This window comes from Bacillus sp. FSL K6-2869 (genome assembly GCF_040869405.1).
GTDB lineage: Bacteria > Bacillota > Bacilli > Bacillales > Bacillaceae > Bacillus > Bacillus altitudinis.
In genome coordinates this window covers 1770749-1797258 of the sequence record NZ_CP152035.1, presented here as the reverse complement: position 1 = coordinate 1797258, position 26510 = coordinate 1770749, and the positions used below count along the sequence as shown (strand labels likewise).

The 26510-nt window shown below is 39.6% G+C and carries 31 protein-coding genes and 1 pseudogene; all 32 read right to left on the bottom strand.

Features of this window, described 5'->3' with window-relative positions; all coding sequences use genetic code 11:
- Window positions 1–81: 81 nt before the first annotated feature.
- The 32 genes and pseudogenes from MHI58_RS09180 to MHI58_RS09025 all read right to left on the bottom strand — a co-directional run bounded on the left by MHI58_RS09180 (window position 82) and on the right by MHI58_RS09025 (window position 26384).
- The gene (locus MHI58_RS09180; protein ID WP_045035115.1) at window positions 82–549 is read right to left on the bottom strand and encodes a hypothetical protein; all 468 of its coding nucleotides are present in this window, start codon (window positions 547–549) and stop codon (window positions 82–84) included.
- Between the two features lie 169 nt (window positions 550–718).
- Window positions 719–838: pseudogene (locus MHI58_RS09175) on the bottom strand (hypothetical protein); the annotation flags it as partial.
- 513 nt (window positions 839–1351) lie between these two features.
- Window positions 1352–2377 carry a hypothetical protein gene (locus MHI58_RS09170; protein WP_202734437.1) on the bottom strand — a complete coding sequence of 342 codons (1026 nt, stop codon included), beginning with the start codon at window positions 2375–2377 and terminating at the stop codon, window positions 1352–1354.
- 95 nt (window positions 2378–2472) lie between these two features.
- On the bottom strand, window positions 2473–3270 hold the full coding sequence (locus MHI58_RS09165; protein WP_202734438.1) for an N-acetylmuramoyl-L-alanine amidase: 798 nt from the start codon (window positions 3268–3270) through the stop codon (window positions 2473–2475).
- Window positions 3271–3317: 47 nt separating this feature from the next.
- Complete coding sequence (locus MHI58_RS09160; protein WP_202734439.1) at window positions 3318–3737, bottom strand: holin family protein; 420 nt, start codon at window positions 3735–3737, stop codon at window positions 3318–3320.
- A 44-nt stretch (window positions 3738–3781) separates the two neighbouring features.
- Entirely contained in the window at window positions 3782–3994 is a 213-nt protein-coding gene (locus MHI58_RS09155) for an XkdX family protein (protein WP_255835945.1), read from the bottom strand.
- Window positions 3984–4331, bottom strand: coding sequence for an XkdW family protein (locus MHI58_RS09150; protein ID WP_368004439.1), 348 nt, complete (start codon window positions 4329–4331; stop codon window positions 3984–3986). Before MHI58_RS09150 ends, MHI58_RS09155 begins: the two co-directional genes overlap by 11 nt.
- 10 nt (window positions 4332–4341) lie before the next feature.
- Window positions 4342–5754, bottom strand: a complete 1413-nt coding sequence (locus MHI58_RS09145) for a BppU family phage baseplate upper protein (protein WP_255835947.1) — start codon at window positions 5752–5754, stop codon at window positions 4342–4344.
- Window positions 5751–6008: a hypothetical protein gene (locus tag MHI58_RS09140; RefSeq protein ID WP_255835948.1), complete on the bottom strand. Its 258-nt coding sequence runs from the start codon at window positions 6006–6008 to the stop codon at window positions 5751–5753. The genes MHI58_RS09145 and MHI58_RS09140 overlap by 4 nt, the downstream gene beginning before the upstream one ends.
- A gap of 11 nt (window positions 6009–6019) precedes the next feature.
- Window positions 6020–7930 (bottom strand): hypothetical protein, encoded by a 1911-nt coding sequence (locus MHI58_RS09135; RefSeq protein ID WP_368004438.1) that lies wholly within the window; start codon window positions 7928–7930, stop codon window positions 6020–6022.
- A gap of 29 nt (window positions 7931–7959) precedes the next feature.
- The gene (locus tag MHI58_RS09130; RefSeq protein WP_368004437.1) at window positions 7960–9693 is read right to left on the bottom strand and encodes a phage tail protein; all 1734 of its coding nucleotides are present in this window, start codon (window positions 9691–9693) and stop codon (window positions 7960–7962) included.
- Between the two features lie 11 nt (window positions 9694–9704).
- Window positions 9705–10538: a phage tail domain-containing protein gene (locus MHI58_RS09125; RefSeq protein ID WP_368004436.1), complete on the bottom strand. Its 834-nt coding sequence runs from the start codon at window positions 10536–10538 to the stop codon at window positions 9705–9707.
- Entirely contained in the window at window positions 10539–14498 is a 3960-nt protein-coding gene (locus tag MHI58_RS09120; protein ID WP_368004435.1) for a phage tail tape measure protein, read from the bottom strand.
- Between the two features lie 72 nt (window positions 14499–14570).
- The gene (locus MHI58_RS09115) at window positions 14571–14765 is read right to left on the bottom strand and encodes a hypothetical protein (protein ID WP_017367766.1); all 195 of its coding nucleotides are present in this window, start codon (window positions 14763–14765) and stop codon (window positions 14571–14573) included.
- A 2-nt stretch (window positions 14766–14767) separates the two neighbouring features.
- On the bottom strand, window positions 14768–15103 hold the full coding sequence (locus MHI58_RS09110) for a hypothetical protein (RefSeq protein WP_368004434.1): 336 nt from the start codon (window positions 15101–15103) through the stop codon (window positions 14768–14770).
- A gap of 38 nt (window positions 15104–15141) precedes the next feature.
- On the bottom strand, window positions 15142–15768 hold the full coding sequence (locus tag MHI58_RS09105) for a major tail protein (RefSeq protein WP_017367768.1): 627 nt from the start codon (window positions 15766–15768) through the stop codon (window positions 15142–15144).
- Between the two features lie 11 nt (window positions 15769–15779).
- Complete coding sequence (locus tag MHI58_RS09100; RefSeq protein ID WP_368004433.1) at window positions 15780–16148, bottom strand: DUF3168 domain-containing protein; 369 nt, start codon at window positions 16146–16148, stop codon at window positions 15780–15782.
- Window positions 16145–16528, bottom strand: a complete 384-nt coding sequence (locus MHI58_RS09095) for an HK97-gp10 family putative phage morphogenesis protein (RefSeq protein ID WP_322535922.1) — start codon at window positions 16526–16528, stop codon at window positions 16145–16147. The genes MHI58_RS09100 and MHI58_RS09095 overlap by 4 nt, the downstream gene beginning before the upstream one ends.
- Window positions 16521–16886 (bottom strand): phage head closure protein, encoded by a 366-nt coding sequence (locus tag MHI58_RS09090; protein WP_368004432.1) that lies wholly within the window; start codon window positions 16884–16886, stop codon window positions 16521–16523. The genes MHI58_RS09095 and MHI58_RS09090 overlap by 8 nt, the downstream gene beginning before the upstream one ends.
- Window positions 16822–17163, bottom strand: coding sequence for a head-tail connector protein (locus tag MHI58_RS09085; protein ID WP_368004431.1), 342 nt, complete (start codon window positions 17161–17163; stop codon window positions 16822–16824). Before MHI58_RS09085 ends, MHI58_RS09090 begins: the two co-directional genes overlap by 65 nt.
- Window positions 17164–17177: 14 nt before the next feature.
- Complete coding sequence (locus MHI58_RS09080; RefSeq protein ID WP_108611788.1) at window positions 17178–17576, bottom strand: collagen-like protein; 399 nt, start codon at window positions 17574–17576, stop codon at window positions 17178–17180.
- A gap of 24 nt (window positions 17577–17600) precedes the next feature.
- Complete coding sequence (locus tag MHI58_RS09075) at window positions 17601–17900, bottom strand: hypothetical protein (RefSeq protein ID WP_368004430.1); 300 nt, start codon at window positions 17898–17900, stop codon at window positions 17601–17603.
- A gap of 10 nt (window positions 17901–17910) precedes the next feature.
- Window positions 17911–19092 (bottom strand): phage major capsid protein, encoded by a 1182-nt coding sequence (locus MHI58_RS09070; RefSeq protein WP_368004429.1) that lies wholly within the window; start codon window positions 19090–19092, stop codon window positions 17911–17913.
- A 40-nt stretch (window positions 19093–19132) separates the two neighbouring features.
- Entirely contained in the window at window positions 19133–19768 is a 636-nt protein-coding gene (locus MHI58_RS09065; RefSeq protein ID WP_368004428.1) for an HK97 family phage prohead protease, read from the bottom strand.
- Window positions 19761–21002, bottom strand: coding sequence for a phage portal protein (locus MHI58_RS09060; RefSeq protein WP_368004427.1), 1242 nt, complete (start codon window positions 21000–21002; stop codon window positions 19761–19763). The genes MHI58_RS09065 and MHI58_RS09060 overlap by 8 nt, the downstream gene beginning before the upstream one ends.
- Before the next feature lie 6 nt (window positions 21003–21008).
- On the bottom strand, window positions 21009–21191 hold the full coding sequence (locus tag MHI58_RS09055) for a hypothetical protein (RefSeq protein WP_066030385.1): 183 nt from the start codon (window positions 21189–21191) through the stop codon (window positions 21009–21011).
- Window positions 21192–21202: 11 nt separating this feature from the next.
- Complete coding sequence (locus MHI58_RS09050; RefSeq protein WP_368004426.1) at window positions 21203–22900, bottom strand: terminase large subunit; 1698 nt, start codon at window positions 22898–22900, stop codon at window positions 21203–21205.
- A 14-nt stretch (window positions 22901–22914) separates the two neighbouring features.
- Window positions 22915–23421, bottom strand: coding sequence for a phage terminase small subunit P27 family (locus tag MHI58_RS09045; protein ID WP_368004425.1), 507 nt, complete (start codon window positions 23419–23421; stop codon window positions 22915–22917).
- A 396-nt stretch (window positions 23422–23817) separates the two neighbouring features.
- Window positions 23818–24195, bottom strand: coding sequence for an HNH endonuclease (locus tag MHI58_RS09040; protein WP_368004424.1), 378 nt, complete (start codon window positions 24193–24195; stop codon window positions 23818–23820).
- Window positions 24196–24240: 45 nt separating this feature from the next.
- Window positions 24241–24849 (bottom strand): hypothetical protein, encoded by a 609-nt coding sequence (locus tag MHI58_RS09035; RefSeq protein ID WP_368004423.1) that lies wholly within the window; start codon window positions 24847–24849, stop codon window positions 24241–24243.
- Between the two features lie 130 nt (window positions 24850–24979).
- Window positions 24980–25696, bottom strand: coding sequence for a hypothetical protein (locus tag MHI58_RS09030; protein ID WP_368004422.1), 717 nt, complete (start codon window positions 25694–25696; stop codon window positions 24980–24982).
- Between the two features lie 106 nt (window positions 25697–25802).
- Entirely contained in the window at window positions 25803–26384 is a 582-nt protein-coding gene (locus MHI58_RS09025) for a hypothetical protein (RefSeq protein WP_286067369.1), read from the bottom strand.
- Window positions 26385–26510 lie beyond the last annotated feature (126 nt).

The window sequence follows — 26510 nt, the reverse complement described above, 5'->3', positions numbered from 1 at the left end:
ACTTTCAATTTCAATTATCTCTCAAAATCTTGGAAAAAACAAACAAAAAAATAGGTATATAGAATACAGTCTATACACCTATTAGACCTTACCTTTCATTTGTTTTAATCCCTGGCGAATTGCTTGCAGTGCGTTATTAGCCCCTTTTTCATCAGCGACCATTTTATCGATGTGCATATTCACTGAATAATTGTTGGTACCATTCTTAGTCTCTGACACTTCAAATCCTGGAACAGAAAGTTTAGGAATAGCTACTGAAGAAGCAACGTTGTTAAACATACTTCGTATTGACTCGTAGCTCTTTGCTATTGCTCCCATACTTCGATCTTCTATCTTTGTTTCTCTAAGCAATTCGACAGCTTTAAGCATGTTAACTGAGTCTTGTTTATTGAGGACAATTTCTCCATCATCTACTACAGCTAAAGCGCCTTGGGCTGGTACTTTACCAACTGATCCACCAGTCTTAAAACGAGCGATCTTTTGTCCAGTTGTATTACCCTTAACTACAACACCGAGAGCATTTGAAGCCTCTTTAAGTTTATCAATCAAATTGTTAGAGATAGACTTCTCGATTTATTCCATGTTTGAATTAATAAACTTGGTGAACTCAGAAAGCTGTTTATTTATATCACTAATCTTACCGTTCATCAAAATAACTCAAACGGTGTCATTTTGGCATTTAATGCTTCACATTTAATATTCATATATCTTTCAAATTAAGTGTATGTAGTTCTAAGTAATAGTTCTCAGAGAATTTATTACCATTGATTTCAACTGTTTCCGCTTTTACTTCAATTAAGTAATGAACTGTAATTTGTACGCCTTTTTTAGCAAAAGTCTAAAGCCACGTTATCTGCTTCAAGATATATTTGTATCAACTGTTCTATCGCTTCTGTATCAAGCTTTAAACACTCTTACAATTCAGATTTTTCTTTTCGAGAATTTGGTATCAAGTTGAAGTAAGTCCCATCTCTCCTGTATCTCCTGTTGCACCTGTGGCGCCGGTTAAAAAAGGTGATTATAATATACATAAGGATCCGCCTCCAACACTCGCTTATAGAAACACCCACAAAAACAAAAATCCCCCTTGAAGCCAATGGCTCCAAGGGGTTTCTTGATTAATACTGAGACATATACTGATCGCGTTCCCATGGGTGTACTTGGGTGCGGAACATAATTTCTAATTTAAATACAGTATATACGACACTCTAAACCCTTGAAAACAAAAGGTTTTTTATTGGTCTATTATTTTAAATTTGAAATAGAATCTCTATAATTCTCAATATTTTTTGGTCAAATTTTGGTCATGATTTTGGTCAAAACTTATTGAATAAAGTTTAAACCTTGATAATTACTCTTCATGTGCTGTGTTTAGTATTCTTGAAACTTTGGAAGCAGTAATTATAGAATGTTTAGAATTAGATTTAGCTCTTGATTCTCCTTCCTTTACTATTTCTTTAATTAAGTCTCCATTAAATTTACCCAAATTGGAGGTATTCAAAGTCATTCGTATTGCAGTACCCTGAAAATTAACTTCTCCATAAGCATGATCTTCATTCTTTAGAGCTAGCCCTATATTTCCACTACATATAAATAAGTCTCCACCATCTTGACAAATTTTGCTTGTAACGAAAAGTCCATACCCCGAATTGTCCCATACTGAATTATTTTGGCCACGGATTACTCCATTGTGCTTAAAAACCTTTCCTGAAATGCCTGGCTCTAAAGATAACAACAATGCATCTTTATTATCTTTTGGTTTTAAATTGGGGTTAACCCGAATGGCTTGTGGAATTCCAACTCCTTCATCAAGCAATGCAATCTCTACTTTATTTTTAGTAGGCCAATATTGTGCAGCGAACCAGCAACTCTCGGCGGTACTATGTTCCACACTATTTCTCATTAGCTCCCTAATAGAATAGCCAAGTATTTCAGTCAAATTTGGATTTCCTTGAGACAATACTTTTGCTAGTTCATAAGATTTACGTTCAATAGTTTCTTGTACTACTTCGTTTTGTTCATATGATTCATTCTTTAAATCTCTAACTTTCAATTCCGTAATTGGAACATATGTATTACTTCCAAAAGCTCCCCCAGGTTTATTTCCAAAATTAAGAAACATACTCTGAAAAAATCCCATGTGTGCGGCATAATTATGGTTTTTATAATTTTCTCCAAAAAATTTAATATTGGGATTTGCTGTTATTAGGCTTCTTATTTTAGAACCAACTAACAGCATACCAAAGGGTTCTACAGTACCTATACCACTGTAATCAAATACGACACTATCAGAACCATTAAAATCATTAACAGCATTACAAAAATTTACTGCATTTAGAACAGTTAATTCAGGTAAAAAAATTCTTTTTTTCTGCATCCATCTTCCTCCTTTTTCAAAATTTTAACATACTCAGAGTCTTAAGATTAGTATTATTTTGAAATTGATACTCTAGTTTTAAAGATTTTTCTTGTCTACTTTAGCGCTTCAAGTTTCTCCTTGGTCTTAGGACCATAGATACCGTCAGCAACCAATCCATATATGGATTGGAATCGTTTGACCGCATCCGCTGTTTTTGGCCCGTAATAACCATCAACGCCGTTGTTTTTTGCCTTTTTATCCGGGTAGTAGTAAACAGCCGCTAGGGCTTCTTGTACGGCTTTTACTGCTGATCCCTTTGTAAGAGGCTTTGTGACTTTTAAAATGCCAGTAGGCAGGTTGTATGACTTTTTAGCAGGCTTGGAAACTGCTGTTTTGGATGGTGCTGCTGTTGTTGGTTTAACAGTCGGCTTTTTATTTGTGTGAGCAACGGCGATACCACCTTTGAAGCTGTCCCAACGATTAAGCAGCTTGCGGGGACATTCTTTCCCGCTCCAATGCTTATGCGGCACAACGTTTGCCAACGGAATCCCTTGATCCTGCATTAACTGGCGAATTAACCATTGAGCGTTCTCGACTGCTTTCTCAAAATTACCATCACTATTTTCACAAATTTCAATGCCGATCGACTTCATATTTCCCGTGCCTCTGCCATCCCCTGCGTGCCATCCGTTTTCGTTTAGTGGTAAGTGCTGATAGATGACATTTTCGTCCACAGTGTAATGCCAGCTTACACCTGTACTAGATCGTTTTACGAATGCTGCATGACTCGCTGCATTTGCGCCTTTTGCTGTATTTGCGGTGTTGTGGACAGTGATGTATAACGGCTTCATATAGTTGCCAGGGCGGTTCTTATTGCTCTTTGAGATATAGTCTTGAATGATTTTTACCATTGTTCATCTACTCCTTAATTTGTTTTTATATAGAAAAAAGCCGCCGACTACTCAGCAGCTTTCTTTTCTGATTCTTCTTTTTGGCTGTCATTTTCAATCACATGAAGCCTGTCAGTGATGGAAGCTGGAATTTTCACGCCGATCTGTGCAAGGTTCTCTACGATAGACAAACCCTCATTGGCGATATAAAAAAGCACTGTCCCGAAGGTCAGCACTCCATTTAAGCCCATGATCTGATCAATGATGTTAGCCACAATCACGACAACAAAACTAAGCATTTTCCGCACGTAACCGAACCATGCTGTACGGCTGCGTAGTTTGCCAACTTTCCACGCTTTGATGATACCCGTCAGAACATCAATAACACTTAGCAGCACGAGCAAGTCCAGAAATTTCACTCCGCCAAATAAATAAGTCTTCGCTAAATCCAAAGTTTCAAAGTTAATAAACACTATCGTTTCCTCCATTTCGTTAATCACCTCCTTTAAGAAGGCAAAATAAAAAGCACCTGTTAAGATGCTGTTGTTCCTAAATCCACTGAGACAGCAGGCTTATCGAACCTCAATCCTGTGATCTCCTCATACTGTTCCGGCGTAACATACCCCTGTTGAATGCCGTCTTCTAAATCTTTAATATTACAGTCATCAAAGGACATTGCTTGTTTAACCATTGCAGTTGAAGTCCATTTATAAAATAAGGCTAAAACCCAGAAATTAAGATTCATCTATAAACCCTCCCTTTAATTTAAGGATTTCTAATTGCATTTCTGCAAGTTTTTGCCCCAACGTTGTATTCATTCTATCCGACTGTTGACGTGCTATTTTTTCTAGCGCCAATTGCTCTCCTAGAACCAGTAATTGTTTTTCAACATTTGATAACGGCTTTTCATTACTCTCGGATAGATACTCATTCCACGCGGCTTCCAATACTTCGTCCGAAGGCATAGGGTCGTCTAAAGACCATTTGTCTATAAACTGCCCTTCTCCGTCATCCCGCACTGAATAATCAACACCTAATTCCGCATTTGGGTATAAATATTTTATCGCTAGCGCCTTATTCATCTTTTCCCTCCTATCTTAACTGAGACATGGTAACGTAAGCTGTGTTTATTGATACTGTTTTGTTCGTCGCTCTTGGTGTTATATAAAAAGTTACCTTATCGCCAGTTTTAAATTTTTGTAATAAATAAAGCACGCACGTACTTGATGATGTTGCTGGATTCCAGTTTCCAAAACGTTGAAATTCTGTTCCATTCACATAGCACGATAAAATATTATCCGATCCAACTGTAATGTTTGTGCTAGTTATATAAAGCCTGATCAAATAAAGACCACTATTTTTCAGTGTGATTTCAGCACGAGTCCGATTATACTCTGATAAATCATCTGCTCGTGTTGCCCCAAAAACAAGCTTTGTCGCTACATTTTCAGCAGCGGAAACGGATGAATTATCTTGATCATAGGTATCAACATAAGTGCTGTTCGCCACATCTTCTACAGTTAGCGTTTTTTTCCATCCACGAAACCCCTGAGCGTGGAACGTTCCAATCCACGTTAAATTATCAAATGACCTTGTGACAATGATTCTTTTGTAATTTATACCACTTTGAGAATATGCTGTTTCTAACACTTCAATATAGTAAAAGCTTCCATCTTCTACGGGTACGTTTAGAAGGTTTGCCCCCATATAAAAACCAGTAGGTAATGTAAAAATGTCAGTTCCGTTAGCCAGTCTCGCCACTTTTCCATTGTCTGCCGTGAGTTTATAAAGTTGTCCGTTATTCCACTTATCTTTATCAGCCTTAACAACATGGATTTCGCTATTGTTAGCATGATCGTCCGTATATTTTTTAGCAGCTGCAAGGGATTTGTCTACTTTATCTTGTGCGCCTTGTTTGGTTTCAAGCGCTTCGAGATCGTCAAGTTTCTCCTTCATTCTATCTAATTGCTCTTGAAGCTCTTTCGTGATCTCGTCAATGTTTCCTTGCATATCGTCAGTTCGCTTTTGAATATCGCTTTCAAGTTCTACTGCTTTTTGCTCTATTTTTGATTTCAACGAGTCAAAATGGTCGATGTAATATTCTGCTGCTGGAACAATATTTTCATCTATTAAGTTCTTTTTTATTGAAAATGTAAACTCATGTACAGAAAGGGATTGCCCATTGCTGTAGAAAAGATTTAAGGAAGCTTGAACATTTCCATATAGCTTAATCTCTTCATTTTTTAAAATGTATTCTGCTATCCCTTCCACTTTATCCAACAGCGAAATGTTTCTAATATGTTTAGAACCGTTAGAAAACAAAAGAACTAGCTTACCTTCTACCGCAGATAAAGGTAACGGCATTCCGTCTTTACGCAATTTAAAAACAAGCCTCGCTGTGCCTACATCTTGAGTTGAAAAAATGATTTTAGAATCATAGACGCTTTGATCATAAGCATCTATGGCAAAGGGTAGAGAACCATTTTTGTATATTTTATTGGTCATGCCCTACCCTCCTTTTCTAGCTGCAGAACCTTATCATTCAACGTTTTAATAAGGTTTCTCATTTCTTCTATTTCATTTTGACTAACTGGTGCAGTTTTTAAAAACTCAACCCTTTGACCTTCTTCGTCTTCTAAATAAACGTTGTCAAAGTTGACTCCTTCAAGTGACACAATTCTATTTCCTTCCTCGTCATACGCATTGACATCCTCCCCCGACACAAAGGCCGAAGCAACTTTAACTTTTTCTTTATCCATGATCAAATACACTACGCCACGTCCTTTGCATCCGTTTTTGGATTTTTAGAATTGTCTACGATGCCGCTGATCGTCCAGTCACCCTTGCAGTAGTTTCCATACCTTACAACGCCTTTTACGGTGTTTGTGATGTATATGCCGGCTCTCGCTCGCTTGGTTAATTTAGAGAGTGATCGACACCTATTACCGGCCAGCAAAATGTCTTTTGATTTATTGGCTATTCTGATAGCTTCGTAAGCCCCGTACTTGCTGTGACCGGCACCTGTGATCAAATTATCTTTGATAACAGATATGAGCACGCCTGACTGTTCAATGCCGTACCTGCCCGGACGTCGGATGTTGTTTCCTGCAATCAGTAATAGGGTAGATTCACCAAATGCTGCAATGCCATCCCTGCCGATAAAGCTGATCTGATTGGCACCTGTGACATTAACACCGACACAATCATTCATCCAAACCCCATCACCTGACGTATTAGATATTTGATTGGCTGAAACGATACCATTTCTAACGGCATCTAATCGGATGCCCGCCTGGTTTTTCCCACCGACTCCATCAATAATGTTGTTTTGTACATTTACATTACGCACAAACCCTGTATCATTAATTCCACGGATATATATAGCTTCGTTCTCTCGCGTGTTCAGGATTGTATTTCCTGAGACGTGAACATGCCGGAATACCTGTGATCTGGACATTTGCTCAAATTTGTCGTTTAACGTATGGTGCTTGCTTGCTGGATCAATGGCGCTGACGGTTATACCAAATCTACAGTTTCGCAGCGTGTTATCTTTTATATCTGTGACGTTCCAGTTGTAGCCCCGAACGGCCCAGCCGTCCATATCTTCGAATAAACAATCTTTAACTCTTATGTTTTCGTGCCAGTAGCCAATAGTAGATGAATGAGAACCGACACCTCTCGGCCACGCTTTAGTGCCCGGTGTGTTAGACTTTCCGAAGTTGCACCCTTGAACAAGACCGTCCTTACAAACGGTAAAATCATAAGCACCAAAAGCCCCGAATACTTCTTTACGTTGAGCTAAGTCAACCTGAATTGCCTCAGAAAAATATCTTGATCCGTCATGGTCTACGAATCCATAAAAATCTGAATTTAACACTTTAAAGTTTTGGCACGCGTTAAACTCAATAGCATGGTAGCCGCTGACATCCTTAAAAGTAGAATTTCTAACAAAGATGTTTTTACCGTGACCAAAAGAAAAACAGTTATTTTTAGTTTTAAATTCTGTTCCTCTGCAATCCCACGTTCCGCCATCAAAATACATGTTTCCATTACCCTTGTATCCGCGATACTCAACAGTCCCATCACCATTAGTCATCATGGTTTTGCCATGGTAATTCAAAAACACCGCGCCTTTTGCATCGAACCAAGTATTACCCCAATTGACTAACTTCGCGCCTAGACGGTATATGCCTGGAGGTACAACGACCCTGATACTTTTACCTTTTTTAGCTCGATCTAGCGCCGCCTGAATCGCGATTGCAGATTCGTATTTACCTGTGGGATCGGCACCCAAGTCTAATACGTTTATGTCAGGCTGCCGATCTAAACGACTTATGATCAAACCAAAATCATAGTCTAGTCTATCTTTTACAGTTTTATGAATGCTTGCATCCAGGGCAACGCGTGTATCTACAACTTCTTTTACATCATTCCCATCGTGATTCAGTACAAGGTTTGTCAATCTAGCCCACATGTTATCAATCCTATTTGCAACCGTGAATAGTCCATGCATAATCTGACTAGACAAGTGAGCTTTTTTACTATCCTTGTGAGACTGTAATTCAGTTGCGTTTTTATTGAGCTCATTCTCAACCGTTTGCATGTCACCGCGTAACTGTGATTCATAGACTGAATTTCTTGTCGTATCATAATCCTTTTTAAGCCGGACCAATATATTCACTCCTTTCAACTCCAAAAGAAAAAACGCTTCTAATTGAGCGTTCTCATCAACTGGTCTATATATCTTTTTTGTTGCTTAATCTGCCGCGCCTGGCTTACTTGATAATCCTGAATATCTTTTCGGAAGTTTGCGAAAGTCATTTTAGGGCTGTCATACGGGTTGAGGGGATTATAAGTGACAGACACTAGCCTTACATCGTCCTCAAACGTGATCCCGTTTGCCGTATCAGCAATGACATGGATCGTGTCACCTTTCCAAAAATCCTCTTCTATACCTTGCAATGCTGGCTCATAGATATACTGATACTCAGCCTCAACTACCACGTCAGGATATGGGTTTACGTGCTTTTTCAAAGCAGATACCATGTTGCTTGCTTTTTTTACTGTGTCGTCTCTTATTGGCTCACCCCAGCGCGGCTTACCCTCGATCAAAAATTTATCTTCGTCAGGATGGATGTATAGGATAGGCTCGAATTCGTATTCAGGCTCTTTCTCCTTTTCAGCCTCGCTCGTTTTTGCATCAGGTGATTTAGTATCACTTTTCTTATCTTTCTTTTCTGCACCGTAACCCCAGGCGCGCGTTGATGTATTTTGATCATTAATCTTCATCTTAAAGCCTGGCATATTGTATCGGCTGTCAAGTGTGAAGTCTACTACCTTACCCATTTTTAAATGTACATAGATGACGTAGTTATTTACATCAAGCTCTATTTCATAATCTTCAACAATCTGATCCATTAATTCGACTCTGTTCTTTTCTCCGAAGCCGTCCTGATCTACTTCGTCAAACTCCGATAATTTTGCTTTTAGAACATATTGAAAAGGCGTACCTGCCAGGGCAAAGTCTAAAGCTTCATTGATTTTCAGTTTCTTTGAAATCTTTTCTTCGACTCTGTCATTTACAAGAAGAACAGTATAAACATGATTGGCCGTAACCTTTTTTTGAAGCACGTTTTTTCTACTCTGATCAAGCTCAATGTCTGTAATGTAATACTTTTGATGGTTGTAAACTTTCTCGTCTAAATACAGTATGTTCCCTGGAACAAGTAAATCAAATTCTGTTCCGTTATCCTCAGTTCGCATTAACGTAAAAGTGAAACTCTTTTTACCTGTTGTGTCGTCTTGCAGCTCCAACACAGCGCCAACGATTTCCACAAGCTCTTTGCCGTCTTTGGTTGAGACATGCAGCTGCCTAAAATCAATATCAGAAGGTAGTCCGTCGTTTAACTCTACGTCCTTTCCTTGATACTCTTTACTTGGATAAGAAGGTTTAGTTGGTGTTTCTGGTTCTGATTCATCCGGCACATCATCAAAGGTGTCATATTGTGTAAGTTTGTAAGTAAAGATAATGCTGTTTAATTTTGTTGCATAATTTATGTCGGTAGCATATCCGGCTTTTGAAACTGCTGCAGTAGCCTTTTTATAATCTTTTTCACCTACCACATCTTTATAACGACTTAGACGAGTGTACAAACTCCCTAAATCTGCGAGACTCTCAGCATATGATGGATACTTTCTAAATTTCGCTTGTATCCTAGTAACGTTTCCCTTTTTGTCCTGCTCACTAGTCCACATTAATACGTATTTGCCGTTATAAGTTCCTTTGACTCCAAATAGGTTGTTGGCTTGTTGAGAAAGACCACTGGATCCGAAACCACTTTCTAGGCACCCCTGAGCGATGACTAGGCTCGCAAGGACATTATATTTTTTATAGACTTTCTGCGCCCCTGGTGCTAGTTTTTTTATAAAATCCGCTGCAGCCATGACAACCCCCTTTACGGAAAATAAAATCTTGTATCGAATACAATCTCAAAATCATTGGTGTTCTGTATTTCAAACTCATTCATGCCTTTATCTAAGGACGGCAGCCTACCGGATGTTTTCAATCTTTTACTACCAACAACGGTATACTGTTTCAGATTTCTGACCTGCTGTGACTTTTTCAGTTCGGCTTCTATTTTCAGCCTCTCATTGTTCGTGTGATTGATAATCGTTATGTTTTTTCCCTTTGCGTTTAGCAGCACGTTGTAATCATGCTGCAGTGGGTTAATAGGTAAGCCAGGATTGAAAACACTAAACCGTTTTTTGTTTTTGAATCGGTACTGCAGATCGTCGCGCCTTTGAATTCCCATTCCTGAAAACCATCTTTCATTAGAAAAGTTCTGCGCGCTTAAAGACGTGCCTTTTGACTCTGCCAGCCCTGTGATATTGTTAAAATCCACTTGGAAGGATACCTGGTTTTTTTGCTTGTCTTTGGGTATTTGAAACCCTCCGTCACACGTAACCGCAAAACGCCTCCCAGGAAGTAGATCACATGAGATGTAATACCGGAAGGGCTGAACAACGAGATCATAAAACTCATGCCTGTACTGATAAAAGTTTGCCGCGATTTTAGCATCAAGCAATATTTCAACCTTGATAGACCTTTCTTTGTACACTATGTCGCGCGGATGCTGCGTTGGTACAAGTCCGTTAAACCTGGTCAACTGTACATGCTCCCTATCAGTGCTCGGCGCGTCAGGTGCAAAGCTAAGCAACTTAAAATAGGGCAGTAACCCTGACAAAGGTTGCTCCCCTAAACCATCTCTGAAATCAAAATACAGATCCATTTATCTTTTCAGCCCTCCTTTATAGGCATTCTGCTCATATTTTTGAGCGCTCTTTTTGTCTAGAATAGATGTGTCTCCTTGATTAAAAACGATGTCTGCTAAATGCTCACCGCCAATAATGACAGGCGCAGGATGGATTCTGATTGTTTGCCCTGTAGCACTTACGTTTTCATTGTTGGTCTGTAGATTATTTGATAGAAGGTTAATAAGAGCATCTAGCTTCTGATTTAGAATAGGCGTATCAATTTCGTTTTTCACAGTCAGTTCGGCGCGCATCGTATTTATTTCATCTGCGGCTCCCTGGATGTTAAACGCCATTCTATTAATTTCAGATTTAAAGGACGACATAGCACCTTGTGCCATTGCTGCAGTGCTCTTTTTCACTTCCGTCGCTTTTTCACCAAGACCAATGATGAAGCCGTCACCAAAGTTCACGCCTTCTGCGATGGTCCTTTTTGCAGGTGATTTTGATTGGATGGAATCTTTCAGCGAACGTATTGCAACTTTCCCGATGGCCCAAGCAGCTTTCCATATCGTGCCCCCTGTGCCTCCCATGCTGCGAATACCATTAGCAAAGCCTTTAGAAAAATCAGCACCCGTGCTAGTTGTCTTAACACTCGATAAGCCTTGTTTTCCTGATTTTGCGACGGTACTACCTGAATTACTTGCGTTTCCGGCTTGACTACGAATGCCCGACGCGAATTGATTCCCTGCTTTTTGTCCGCCTCCGCCATCGGTTGTTTTGGCAAGTTGGGCTGTTGCTGACGCACTAACGGATGATGCTGCAGACGTATTGGCGCCCTTTGTGCTTGTTATTCCCGCACTATGGCTTTTCCCTTTTGTTACACCTGCTTGAGTAGCTTGAGTAGTATTTTTGTTTAGGTTTGATAACGCTGTTTGGTTTACGCTGCTTGCTGCAGTGCTTGTGCTGCCTTTTGTTGAGCTTATACCTGCGCTAAATGATTGGCCTTTTTGTGAGCCGAATGTTTTAGCACCTGCATTGCCTTCGCTCAGCTTTTGTTTTAGTGCTTGCTGCAGAACTGTACCACTGTTAGATACGTTAACTTTTGTCGAACTAATACCATCGCTAAATGATTGACCTTTTTCACGTCCTGCAATTCTAGGGATGCCGTTTTCTTCTCGCAGTTTTTGATCCAGTGTTTGTTTAAGGATCGACCCACTTGCTAACGTGTTAGGCGTGGCAGCTGTTAAGCCGTCCGCAAATTCATCGCCCATTTTCTTTCCTGATTCACGGGCAGATGTTGCACGGTTGAATTCATTTTCAGCATTTATGATTGCTTCGTTTGCTTTACTCGCCGATTCTTCTGCAGAAAAGCCTAGACCCTCGTTAAACTCAATGAGAGCTTGTTTCGTTTTTTCTAAGGCTTCTTCTTTGCTGTCTCCAAGTTTTTGTAAGAAAGCAACCTGTTTTTCGGCCCAGCGTGCTTGGTATTTTGCATCGCTCTCTTCCATTTCAATGAAGATCCCCATCGAATTACTGGAATACTCTTTTTGTTTTTCCAGGGCTTTTCCCGTTTCCAAGTCCAGCAACTTACCATCTTGCGACATCTGATCAAACAAAGCTTTGGAACTGTTTTTGTAAGCCTCTAGGTTTTCAGCAAGAGCCTTTTGATAATCAGCATTACTTTTAGCTTTTAGTGCTTTGTGCTGCGCTGCTGATATCGCTTCTTTTGCAAGGGCCTCGTCTAAAACTTTATTTCTGTAGTCGTGATCTTCTTTAGCCGCCTTCTGTCCCTCTTTATAAATGCCGCTGATTTGATCGTTGTAGCTTTTGGCATTTTTGAAAGAGAGTTTATTTTGACTTTCAGAAACCCTCTGTTGCATAGCAATAGCGTCTTTTTGATTGGCAGCAAATTTACTTGTTGACTGTTGAAAGAATGAAATTATATCCTCAAATGTTTTCTTTTGAGAAGCATTCATTTTCGATGTCATTAAACCTGTTTCATCTTTCAATTTTTCTAACTGCCGCATTTTCTCGCGAACTTTTTGGACGTCTTTGTCAATGTCTCCAACCAATTGATCTGACCAATCTTCTCCGATTTTCTTTGTCTCTTTTTCCTGGTCTTCAAATAGTCCTTTGAGAACTGCTATTGCATCAGTCTTAAATCCTTCTAACTCCTTAATAAGAGAAGTGGACATTTTTTGATAAGTAGACAATAGATTGCTTGCCATCTTCTCGGCTTCTTTTCCTGAAACCTGTGTCAGTTGGAACAGTTGTGATGTAGCTTTTTCACGTAGATTCACGTATGATCCAGCAGCTTGTTGAGTTGCCTTTGAAACGCCCTCGCCATATAGAAGCGCTGATTCTTTTGCTTCTTCCTGACGTTTCTTTTGGTTTTTCAGCTGCTCATTATACGCATATGTCGCTACGGCAATACCGCCTATTAAAGCAGTTCCACCGACTATCGCAAGCCCTACTGGACCCGTAAATGCTAAAAGCGCTCCGATACCCATCGTAAGCGTTGCGACTGCTGTTGTGGCCCCTAAAACACCAGTAGCAAACAGCGCCGTTTTAGCAACCGTTTGAGCTGTGGCAGAATCCATTTTGTTAAACATGGAAACGATGTCTGCACCTTTGTCAGCTAGGTTCCCAAGTGCAGGAAGTAGACTTTCAGTGAGCTTAATCTTTGCCCCTTCAACTGCAGATTGAAAAGCAATGATACTGCCTCGCGCATTATCAAGCATTGTGTCAGCCATTTTTTTAGCTGCACCGTCCGATTCTTTTAGCGCCTTCGTGTTATCCTTTAATGCCTTACTGCCCTTTTGCAAAAGAATAGCCCAATGCTTATATGACTCGGCGCCTACAATGGTTTTTAAGGTTGCGGCTTGCTGTTCCTTCGTCATGCCTTTCATGCCCTTTTCCATCTCGGCAACAACTTCCGGCATGCTTTTCATGTCTCCGGCGGCATCGAAAAACGCAAATCCTAATCTATCAATTTCCTTTTGCGCCTTTTTAGCTGGCGTTGCTAACCTGATCAAAGACGTACCAAATGCTTGTCCTGCGATAGATCCTTGTAAACCTGCATCACCAAACGCCATGACTGCGGCCGCTGACTCTTCTAGGCCCCATCCTAATGAATTGGCGTTAGGCGCAAGGAACTTCATGGCCTCTCCCATCTGTTCAACGTTGGTGTTTGCGTTAGCTGCACCGTATGCGATGACGTCCGATGCGTGCCCCGCTTCCGACGCTTTCATAGCAAAAGCTTGCATCATATTAGATGAAATATCGGCGGCGGCAGCTAAATCTAGTTGACCTGCAGCTGCTAAATTCAGTATACCTGGCATCGCTGCATAAATGTCGTTTGCTTTAAATCCGGCCATCGCCAGGAAGCTTTGGGCGTCTGCTGCTTGACTGGCAGTGAAAACAGTTGTTGCCCCCAACTCTTTAGCCTGGTTTTTCAGCTTTTCGACTTCTGCAGCTGTTCCCCCTGAAATAGCTTTAACTTTGCTCATTTGCGTTTCAAATGACATGCCCACTTCCACAGCATCTTTCAGTGGGAGGGCCAAGCTAGCGAAAGCAACACCGGTAGTCATCGCTACCGAAGCACCGGTACTTCTCATTTTGTTGCCAACTGTATTCATTCTTTGGCCCATTTTATAAAGCGAAGAAGAGGTTCGTTTTATTTCAGCTTCCATCTTCTGAATTTTGTTGGTCGTTTGTGTTAACGCATTTTGCGTTTTATTCATTTCAGCTGTTGCATAGTTCAACCGACGGGCAAGATTTTGGGTTTCTCTAGCGTCCTTCCCCTTCTTAACGGCTGAATCTGCATAAGCTCTTTCAAGTGCTTTGACCTTCATTTTATGCTGATCTAATTGCTGTGAAAGGGTTCTGACTTTTGTTTGCGACGTTTTCAGTTCATTACCCCACACACCGACGGCAGTCCGATTCTTTTCAAATTCAGACTTTATGTTCTTCATTTGAACGGCAATTGCTTTCATTTCCCCGTTAAATTGGGACGAATTAGAATACAGCTTTACTTTAATGTCTTTGCTCAATCCCTCACCACCTTTTTACAGTCCAGGTATCTGATCAATGTATAAAGGCTTATCCGATGCTGCAGCGTTCTTACTTGGCTTTTCCTTGCTTGCTTCTTTCCTGCGTGCAAGGCGTTTTAGATGATAAACAATGTCCATTTCGTCTATCTGATTTTGAGTAAAGCCAATGTCCTCTAATGCGTTATACATATCAAGGACAGCATCGGACAAACTTACTCCCCCGGCTCTGCTTCCTCTGCGGTTTCAGGATTCAATATATTGCTTGCCTCAGCGATATTCCCGATGACATACTGTGCGGTCGCAAAGATGGTTTTGGTCAAAAGACGTGCGTCAATACCTGTATCGAATTCCTCTGCAGTAAACTTGTTTCCGAACACGTTACAAATGAACTCGGTTTGAGCACTCGTATGAAATCTTTCAGGATCGTTCGATTCAAAGTCTTCCACGATTTCTACAGCCGTTCTAAACAAGGCACCTGTGATAAAGTTAGGTGTCGAGAACTTCTTTTTCCTGCCATTTAAATGTAGATCTATTGTCAATGCTTCCATGTTATTACCTCCCGATTACAAAATAAAAAAGAGAGTTATTAAACGCCCTTTCCAATGTCTACTGAACTTGTGGAATCCTCTGTATCTTTTCCCGTTGAAAACGACGCACCGTCGTATACAACTTGTTTAAACCATTCATCCGGGTCAAAGCCTTCGTCGAACTCAGCTTGAGCCTTCCAACGGTTTTTCCCCTTCTTATTTTGTAAAGTCATAAAGCCCGCCTTGAATTTTGCTGTTTCAGGATCTGCTTTACCCTCTGTCGTTTTATTTTCGTTAGCCATCAATTCAGGAAGTCCCTTTAAGAACCAGTAAAATCTATGGCCGCCTGTGGACGTTTTCGCCCTAAAGCCAAAAGCCAAGAAAATAGCCTTGTCATCAGAACTGGCAAAAGAAATCCCATTTTCGACCTTGTGACCGAAAATCTTGTTTTGCACCTCAATAGGTAAATCTGCTAGTTCAGCCTCAAGGTCAATGTCACCCATGTTGTTAAATGAATCATAGACGCCATTATCAGCCCAAAATTTAGATTGCTCTGATTTAGGATCGACTTTGACGTTTACAGCTCCTGGCAGTCTTTCAGGCTTTGCATATTCAAGTCCCTTGTCGTCGTCTTGAATAAGTTCAGCATAATGGAACATGTCTAATCCGTAGATTGTTTTCCCCATCTGTTTTCCTCCTAGAAAAATGTTTTAACGTACCTCATGCCCTTGTGAAAGATTTTTGTATCGGTTTCGTAAAGATCGACTGAATCGTACCTTCCGTAACCTAAATCTTTCATCAATTTGTCTATCAGTTTTGCTATTTCTGTTTCATGCGTCCGCGTGTCTGCTTTTGAAAATATGCTTAACTGGAATCGAACCTCACTTGCTGCGGAATGGTTGTCTCTGTATTCCTGGTCCCTATTTGTAATCTCTGAAAATACAACCCTGGGGAATGCGGCCACATCATCGGCCACAAGGTTATGAAAACCACCCGTAACAAGCTGCTTTAATTCATCGTTTTTTATTAACGCTGCACTCAATTCTTTCTTTGCATCAAAGCTCATTTAATAGGCGCCGTGATAATTCTTTCCATGATCTTCACAGCTTGTCCCTCCCCTTCGATTGCACTTTTTTCAATGAATGGATGCGGCGGCATTTTAGACGTGCCCCATTCTAAAAACCGTCCTCTGTATGCGACTTTTCTATTTGGTCCAACCGATACAAACAGCTCACCGTCTTTGGATTCTCTTGCAGCTGAAACCGTGATGTTATCGACCATGTGAGGTTGATTTTTTGAACTTTTATTCACGTTCCGTTTTTGATGCTCTGCTATCACCTCGCCGCCAGCTTTAAGAGCAATCTTTTCAGCTTTTTCGATATCGTCACCTATCTTGTTGAAAAATCTCGTTAGATCATCAAATCCATCAATATCCATATCAGCCATTTACGTCGACCTCATTGCATGTGACTTCAAGTTGCTTCTTTTTATTTTCGATGTTGTTGAAATCCATTACATCGAAAGTGCGATATATTGGCTCTCCTGCGTCATCGGTCCCCTTTCGATGACGAATACGCATATCTTGCGTAACGTCTTCCCGGTATCTTATTGTTATTTTCTTTGGTGACTTAACGCCTAACGCACCGGCAACAAGCGTATCTGATTTTGTGCCGGAAAATCCTTCAATTGAACCCCATGTCTCAAAGACATTTTCATAGGATTCATTCCAATTCAATTCATCATCCTGTACCCTTTTCTTTACTTGAAAAGTTAATCGACGATTCAACTCGCTTATCTTCTTCATCCTCTTTTACCTCCACATAGCGAAGTTGAGTTAGTTGGTCCCGAATAGTAAAAGGGATGGATGAGCCGGAAACGCCTGACTCATACACCCCTCGATTTTCGTACCAATGAGCAACAAGCATGCCTGTTACAAGCGCATACTGTGCATTTCCTTCCACATAACGTCCTATACCATTTTTGATATATCCCTTTGCTGCAGTAATTAAGGATTTAAGCAAGGCGTCATCTTGATCGGTATCAATTTTTAAATATTCATCTTTCAGCATTTTTAAATCCATAGAAGACCGCCTACTTATTCAGTATTTTCTTTACCAATTTGGTCTAATCGAGACTCTAAATCAGTGATCCTTTTTTGTACCTCTGAATTGATGTTGTCCCATTTAACGCTACCTTTACCGATTGTTCGGGAGTTGACAGACCCATCGCCTAAATGGTCGTTTTTAATAGACCCCGTTTCAATTACTGCGGGATCTCCTTTGTCACCTTTTGGGCCTTGCTCTCCTGGATCGCCTTTTTCTCCTTTCGGTCCTTGAGGGCCTTGTTCACCAGGATCACCCTTTAACCCCTTCACATAAAGAGGATTTTCTTCGCTATTGTCTTTCACCGTAACTGCAGTGATAGGTTTACCATCATGGCCCGCCTCCGCGGACGTGAAGACTCCATTACTTTCGTTTAGATAATCTTTTGCCATGTTAGATCAATTCCTTTCCAATGTTTATTCTTTGTTCAGTTTGCTTTTCAGCTCTTTTATTTCGTCTTCCATTCCCTTGAGTCTAGTTTCAATAGACGAATTAAGATGCTCCGGCATGACGCTTCCCGTCCCGATGTTTACCGAACGAACCGCTTTTTCGGCCAGCATTTCATGTGTCACGCTTCCTGGTGCAGATGATCCGCCGCCTCCTACACTCACTTCCTCGCCGTCTTTGACGATCTTTCCTCCTGCAAACTCTAATACACCACCAATGACAGTTCGATCCCCGCCATCAGTGGTGTAATTTTTTGTTGTATATCCCATCGTGTCCTCCTTATTGGATCGTAATTTGTCCAAATACTACCGCTTCGTCATCCCATTTTCGGACGTCTTCTCGTTCAATCGCTCTGACTTTCGTAGTATTCGTTTCGAAGGCTCCCGCCCCTACGTCTGTAGAAGCGATTGATTGTTGCTGACGATCAAATAGAACAATCGCTTCTTTTAAATTACCGATGATGATTGGCGCTTTACCCTTTTGTGTTTTCAAGACTTTGTTAGAAATATTTACAACAGGTCGGCCGTCAAAAAGTTTTTTTGTTGGATTTGTAGGATCCGGCTGCATTAAATATTTACCATCTCCGTCTTTAAGTGTATCTAACCAGTTGTATCCGTCTTGGTTAGTCATCACGATAGATCCTGGGGATACAAGAGGATCAAGTGTGACATTTAAAGCTTTTTTAATTCCATCCAATCCCTCAATCTCTACCTTTTTCAAAGATTCAATTACATTCAAAATCAGGCTATTACGGGTAACAACTGATTTTTTTGCAAACCAGTTAGCGACATATCTCATAATCGCTTGATCAGAATCGCTTAACATTGAATTTGATAAGGTCATGATGCCTCCAAAATCTTCAATAGCATAATTCATTTTTGTGAATTTTGGCTGATCGGACTCAGGTAATTCTTCTAATTCTTCAAGACGGGCAAACGGTACCATATCAGAATTCTTTTCTAACAAACGTGATCCTGAACGGCCCGTAACTGGTTCAACCGTTACATATTGCTCTAGTGGTTCATAAGTTCGTTTAAGTTCATGGATTAGCCTTCCAATGTCTTCAGGAATCAAAATCCCGCCATCTTCATCATTTTTGCCTGACATTGCTCTGAATTCCTCACTATCCAAAAGGTCACGCTCTTCATCGGTAAGTCTTTTTCCTCTTAATTTCTTTAGAAAAGTCTTGCGGTATTGCTGCTGCCTTTCTTCTTTATCCCCTTCGGCTCCTTTTCGTCCCTCCGGGTTACGTTCTAGCTCCGGCACAAAATTTTCACCGCCAGGTAAATCAGGAACGTTCAGTGATCGTCCTTCTACCATCAATTCTATTTGATTCTTAAGCTCTTTCACTTCATCGAGAAGCTTGCGCGCTTCCTCTGTTTTTCCCTCTGCTAGTGCTTTATCAGCATCTTCTTTCTTTTGCGTAAACCGCTGACGCAGTTCAATTTCTTTTTTTGTCATTTTTATTTTTCCTCCTCATAGAACGGAACGCAAAAAAGCCTTATTCGGGAAGATCAAGGCTTAAAAGTTCCAATTCAATTTTTAAAATTTCATCTGTTGGTGCGCTTCGTTGATCTTTCATTTCTTCTACTTTCTCCATGCTTCGAGCACCTACCACAGCTTCGGTATCGCTATACGCTGGTGTCGTTACAAGAGATATGTCATAAATGCGGTGAATGTTGTTTATTCTTCGTTCGTATATGTCTTCATCTTCATTTATGCGCCACTCGTCAGGTTCTTGGTCGTTGTAATCCAAAGAAAAGGCAAAAGAACATTGATTAATAACTCCGCTGCGTATATTCTCCATGAGATCGCGCGCATATGACGTGTCTGACGGTTTAAATCTGAATTTAAGACCTATGCCATCTATTTCGAGTTCAAGCTTCCCTGACTCCCCTGAAACGGTATTTCGCGCTAGTGGAAAATCCTCTCGATGGTTAAAAAGTGCAATGACGTTTGATAGATCGGTAGATTCTAAAGCGTTCCTGCTGATAATTTCTTTGAACCACCCCAAACGCTCGGACCATTTTTCAAACTTCAAAGCATAGCCTTCCACATATTCGGCGGCTTGTCCTTCACCGTCGGAACGGATCTCAATTGGCGACGTGAGCAGCCGCACTTCTTTTTCTTTACTCATTCTTGCTGTCACCTCCCTTCATGGCTGAACTAGCTTTAAGCCGCTGGTATTCTTCCATAAAGTCAAGGAACACATAGTTCAAGCTAGATAGATATTTTTCGCCATGTTCGATAGGATTTCTTTCGAGTAAGTCGCGAACCTCATTTTTATTTAATATTCCTGATTCGATCATTAATTTGAAATACTCTGCTTGAGTCTTACTATCTCCGCGCAACTCACTATCAACATTGAATTTCACATAATGGCCCGCTTTTTGATCATTGTCGGTAAACAGTTTGATATTTAACTCCTGTTCAAAACTCACGATCCACGGTTGCAATGTGTTTTTTACATATTCCAAGGATTGATGCTCAATGTTTGAAAATGTGGCTTTATCAAGCTCATTGAGTTTATGCAACGGAACTTTATAAATCATTGCAATTTGTGCTTTATTGAATTTCATAGATTCTACAAACTGCGCTTCTTGCAACGGCATGGCAATAGATTGATATTCTAGTCCATTATCAATAATCGCTATGTTTTCACCCTGGTTGACCCGCAGCCATTCTTTACGGACGTTCTCTTTTGGTTTTTCATCCAAGAAAGAAGGTACTTTTAGAATGCCTCGCGGCGTGGCTTCGTTTTTATATAATTTTGCGTTATATTTTGTCGCAGCTGCTTGAGCGCCTATGTGCTCTCGTATTACACCAATAGGCGATTTGCCGTGTATACCATCCGTTGATAGACCTTTAAAGTGCAGCACTTGGTAATCATTAAGTTCCATCGTCCTTCCGTTAACGGTGGTTTGGTACCATAGCCTCCCTGAGTCGGGATGGATGTATGCTTTTGTTGCATCCGGCCGCAACGGGTAAAGATTTTCAGGGAAACCGTGAGCCCCAAACTCAATCATCGAATAGGCATTTCCCCATGTGAGGACATGCGTCATCATCAGCTTTTTCCATACATAAGCTGTCATGTACGGGTTTGGCCTTGCGTAGATCATATAGGCTGATGGGTGATTAGGGTTTCTGTTGACTCCTTGACTCTCTTTTTTAAAAGTGTGTATCGGTAGCTTTGCAATGTCATCAGACAATACGTTGACACATGCGAAAATGTCAGGCTGCTCAAATGAATTACTTTCACTGACTCTTTCACCACTGGCCGTTTCTCTACCTCCAAACAGATTGATCAACTGGCTGAATCCGTCTAACGTTTTTGAGCTGGATCGTTTTTCAAAAAACTTGTCTATAAACATTTATTTTCACCTCTCTTTCTGCCGTGCGTGACTCGACAGCAAATAGGCATAAAACATAAAAAATACACCCGTCAGAAATAGACCGATGTTTGTATTTACCCGATACGCTGCCAGCAGAATAAAGATGCACCCTCCGATAAACAACAAGTCGTTTAATATTAATTTCAAAAGAACAATAAATTTTTTCACTCTCTCACATCCTAAAAACTGAAATTTCCTGAAAAATGTTTGTTTAAGTCAACATTTGCCCCCATATCGTGATACATGGCCCTAGCAAAAGCGTTCATTATCGCTGCAGCTGGATCTATTCTTTGCGGTGATTTCGCTTTATCTAGCATTATATTCTCTTGGGCATCTTGTTTGATAATGGCGTTATTATACGCAAAAGTTAGAAGAGGATCGTTCCCATGAATGACCTTGCCCTCGTATACCTTTTGTCTGTAATCCTTTGTGGGTAAAGAAAGATGCTGAATCCTTTGCGGCAGCTCAACCATATTAAATCCCTTACTCTCAAGCCGTTGTGCAAGGTGCAGCGCATTCCATTTGTCGTAAGTAGCTTCAATGACCCTTAATTTGTTGACGTGTGCAAATTCAATGATCCACCTTTCGACAAATTGATAATCAACCGCTTCCCCTGGTGTGAATGTCATCCAACCTTGATCACGCCATAAATCATAAGGCACTTTATCAGTAGCCATTTTCTCTTTTGCCTTTTCCTCTGGAATGAAGGAATGCTGGCCGACATAATAAAAACCATCAAGCACGCCAACCCACCCGACAGAAGTCAAGTCCGTTGTCATAGATAAATCTAAGCCAAGATAGATCGCCATTTCTTTAAGATCGGGCATTTCTCCAAAACAAGCACGCCATTTAGACATTTTCATGTAGCCGTTGTCCTTTTGATCGACCCATATATCCATGTTTTTTGTAAGGAAACTTCTCATTTTTTCGGGCACTTCTAATGCAACTTTTAGGGCTGCCCTAAGTGATTCCATTCCCTCTGGATAAGTTGCGACAATCGGATTTGCCTTGATCCAGTTCGACTCATATTTTACGTCGTCTTCGGGATCAAGCTCACAGATCATAACAAAATAATCATCGTTTTCAATTTCAATGTCGGGATTAAGAATCTTGGAAACATATTGATATTCTTTAAAACACGGCCCGTTTAAGTTAAATCCCGCAGTAGTAATGATGATCATCAAAGGGCTACGTCTCGCAACCATCCCGCCGTAGATAACGTCATAAATCTCGCTTGTTTCATGTGCGTGGTATTCGTCGACTATTCCAAGAGAAGGGTTTTTACCGTCTCCTACCTTGCGGGCTTCACGGGATAAAGGTTTGATGATGGAATTTGTTGCGCGTTTTGTCACCTGCCCGTTAGCATCCGTATATTTACCTTCTAAAATTGGTGCGTGCTGCAGTTGTTCAAGTATCGCTTGATATACTTCGTCTGATTGCTCCCTTGACCAACCAGCAATAAACACACGGTGTTTTTCTTTAGTAGGGAAAATTTCATATGAAGCCATGAGAGCAAGCAATTGTGATTTTGCGTTTTTTCTCGCAAGCTGAATGTAAGCATTTCTAAAACGCCTAGCGTCATTCTCTTTTTTGTAAAAACCGTAGATATTAGCAGAAATGAATAGCTGAAAGTCTGTAAGCTCAATAGGTTTACCAGCCAATATGCCTTCCACATGGTTGAACTGCTTGGCCCATTCATAGAAGTCTAAAACTGATTCCGCATCAAAATAATACGGGCAGTCTTCTTCTGCTAACCGCTCTACGTCTTTAATGAACCTCTGAACAGCCCACTTGTGCTTCTTTCCGGCTTTTATTTCCCCCGTTTGGATCTTTTCGCAATATGACCATACACGCTCAATTAAAAGCTCTGCGGTCATTTCCTGCGTTAGCATTACATGCGACCTCCAAAGCGTTCTTCTTCTTTTGACTTCGGTTTCCCATCATCTTTTTTCAGAATGACAAGTTTGCAGCGAGAGGAAATGGTTAATCCTAAATCACTTGATGCTTGTCTGCATTGTTTAAACAGCTTGTCTTGATTTATAAGAAGATCACTATAAGCAGGATTCGCAATTTCAAACTTTTCACCATCTGAATTTTCGGTGAGTGCTGTAATTGGCGTATTTAATATGATTTCTGTTATTTGTAAATATTGTTTTCGAGCAAACAAAAAACGGGCAAGCGCATCAACATCTAAATTTGTCATAATTCCGATGTTTTTTAGCTCGTCCGCTATCTTTTTGAATTCTCTTTTTAAGTCTTTTGGTAAGTAAGAAGGAGCTTTCACTTTGTCATCCGGTGCCTTTATTTCTTGCTCTCTTCTTTCTTCAATCTCTTTCTTGGTAAGGTTTTTCTTTCCTTTCACTAGCAACAAGTCAACCGGTTGTCTCGGCCTTGCCATCCCCTCACCTCCTTCCGAATTTTCATTTAGGGAATTTTTCAAAACGTTGGGGGAGACGCGGTCTACGGCAAATCGTTTCTAGGGATTTAAGCTAGGGGGGCCTCCATCTCCTGCCTTAGTTGATCCATGTCTTTTTGACAATCCATTTGCGCTTCTTTGATTTTCTTTTTATACATTTCGAGTAACTTTTCTGATCTCGCACTCCGAAGTACAGCGAATAGCTTTCTAATTTCGCTTTGCTGTTGTCTGATATACGCATTCGTATAATAGGAAGTGTATTCAGTATTGCACCTCGGACATACAAAAAAGTGTCGTTTGATTTCACGACCGACCTTCATAATCCTGGAACAGTATTTAACTATGAAGATTGTTCCGCAGTGATCACATGTGCATTTTTTATAATCCATTTCCAAACCCTCCATCTTCTTTAGCTGTCTTTCTACTGTGACAGGACGAGCACAGCGGCTGCCAGTTAGAAGAATCCCAAAATAGTTTTTTATCTCCCTTATGCGGTTTGATGTGATCCACTACTGTAGCAGCAATCCGTTTGCCTTGTAACATGCAAGACTGACACAAAGGATGCTTTGCTAAATAACCTTCACGGGCTTTACGCCATTGGCTATTATATCCGCGACGTGCTGATGATTCACGGTGTAGATCGTATGAAAGCTTCGATATCTTATGCTGCTCGCAATATCTTTCGCGCGTTAATTGAGGACATCCAGGTTCATTGCATGGTTTTAATGGTTTTAATGGTTTTAATGACTTCTTCATTTCATCTGATTCCTTCCCAAATTAAAAAGCACCCCGAAGGATGCTTCAATTAATTTTTTTCAACTCTATTAACCTGTCTTCAAGTTGTTGAATAGTGTCATAAAATAATAAGCAAAACGCTTCAATTTCTAATAGCGCTTCATAAGGACTATCAACACTATTATCATTATAATTCACTTTCTTATACAATGAGTTTCTAAGATTTTTTGCTTTTTTAGCAAATTCATAATCAAGAACACTCATATAAGAATTTCTGTCGTCAAATATTACATCTATAAATTCTATAATTCTTAAATTATGTCGACTTGAATAAACGTTAGGATCATCAAAATCTCCGGCTAGCGTTCTAACTCTCCTAGCACCTGTATAGTAACTATCATACTTGATTAAAAATTCTTGACAAGCATGCATTCTGGTAGCAACTGTTTGCAAAAATAATTCCCTATCTCTATGGTTTAATTGCATTCTAATACCATAATAAGTTATTCCTCCACCTAAAACCGCACCAGTGAAACCTATTATTCCAGCCCATATTGTTTCCTTCTCTTCAAAAAACATATTTAGAAGCCCTGTGTAGATCAAAAGGTCACCTAAGAATAGAGAGAGAATGATAATAAAAAATATAATGTTTGAATACATTTTCCAGTTTCTCATTTTGAAAAACTCCTTGCCTTTATATCAGCAGAAAGTGAAATAAATAAAACTTTCACCCAATACCATCATAACCTTTCTCAGACAAAATGCTTTGCCAAGATCGTGCCAAAAGTGTGCCAATCTAGAGTTCTTAAATTCTACTAATGTACTTCGTTAGTAATTTTCCTCCAGTTGTCATTACATAAAAATCATCCGCTTCTTTTCTTCTATTCTCAAAATCATTTACTTCAGTAGACATGTCAACGGATGAAGTTTTAAATAATAATTGAGTTGCTGCCGCTTTATCTAAAGTCATTAGCACACTTATATCATCTAAGTTATTATGTTTTATCCTAAAAAGAATGTCTGTCAAACCTATTTTCTCTTCTGATTTTTCAACAAATACAGATTGTATAATATTAAAATTAAATATATCCACATCATAAAAATCTTTTAGAGCATTGATAGCAATTAATTCTTCGTGTTTAAGATCATTCCGCATCTCTACAATATCCTTTAATATTGTTCCCATTATCAAACACGCTTTACTGGAATTAGATAACAAAATTTTAGAAAAGGTATCTGCCACAAATTCAGCTTTAGTCTCATCATCAATATATTCTTTTAATTTTTCCAATTGTATTTCAGTTGGTTTTTCATTAATACTGAATCCTTTTAAAAACGATTCGAATTTCTTTTTTAGTATCAATTCAGATGCACTGCGAAATAAACCGATTATTTTTGAAGTATCGCCTATTAATTGAAAATAATCATTATCCAAAATAGAATTCTTCACTTCTAATAAATTACTAATCTTCTCTAAAGTTTTCTCTAAGGCGTTACTTTCGTCTTTCAAAACTTCCTTCATTTAATCCACTCCTTTCAAAAATTATACACTCTATACTTACTCACATTATTCACCAACTAACCATATCTACTCCTGAAGCAATATGTAATAATTGTGCTATCAAAAATTAGTCTCGGTTACTATCTTCTTTATTAGCTTCTTGTTTAATTTGTTGTTTCACATGATCATAATTCTCTATACTCTCCTTCAATAAAACCAAGATCACATATAACTTGCTAACAAATTTCTTATGTCTTTTATAAGAAAAATACCAAAAAATAATTAAAAACAAAAAAGGCACAAAAGAAATTGACAACGCATATCGAATTACAGGAGTAAAATCACTTAGAGAATTGAACAACTCGTCAAAATTAATCTCTTTAACATCTTTACTGTCTAAATATTTACCAAAGATACTACTCATAAATGACATTAAGCTTGATACCATTGCCATTCCTGCTGACATCATAACAGTAATCATAACAAGTATTATTGAAAAAGGTTGACTGAATAATGTTTGAGTATCTTTCTCTATACTTATTGAAGCTTCAATTCTTTTTAACAACCTGTTTAACTGAGCTTTATCATGCTCTAAGATAATTGTTTTTTGTAACTCAACATCGTCGTCGAAAGTAGTGTTGTAAATTTTACCATAGCGGTGTTCTAAATAATTTTTAACATATTTAGCTTCTCCAAGTTTCCTAGTCATATATAATCACCCCAGATTATATATCGACGTGCCATTTGAATAATTTTATTCTTCGCAAATTTTGTCGAACGAAAGTTGTTTCTGCATGTAAGATGCTCCATCAATTTATCGCATAATACAATATTA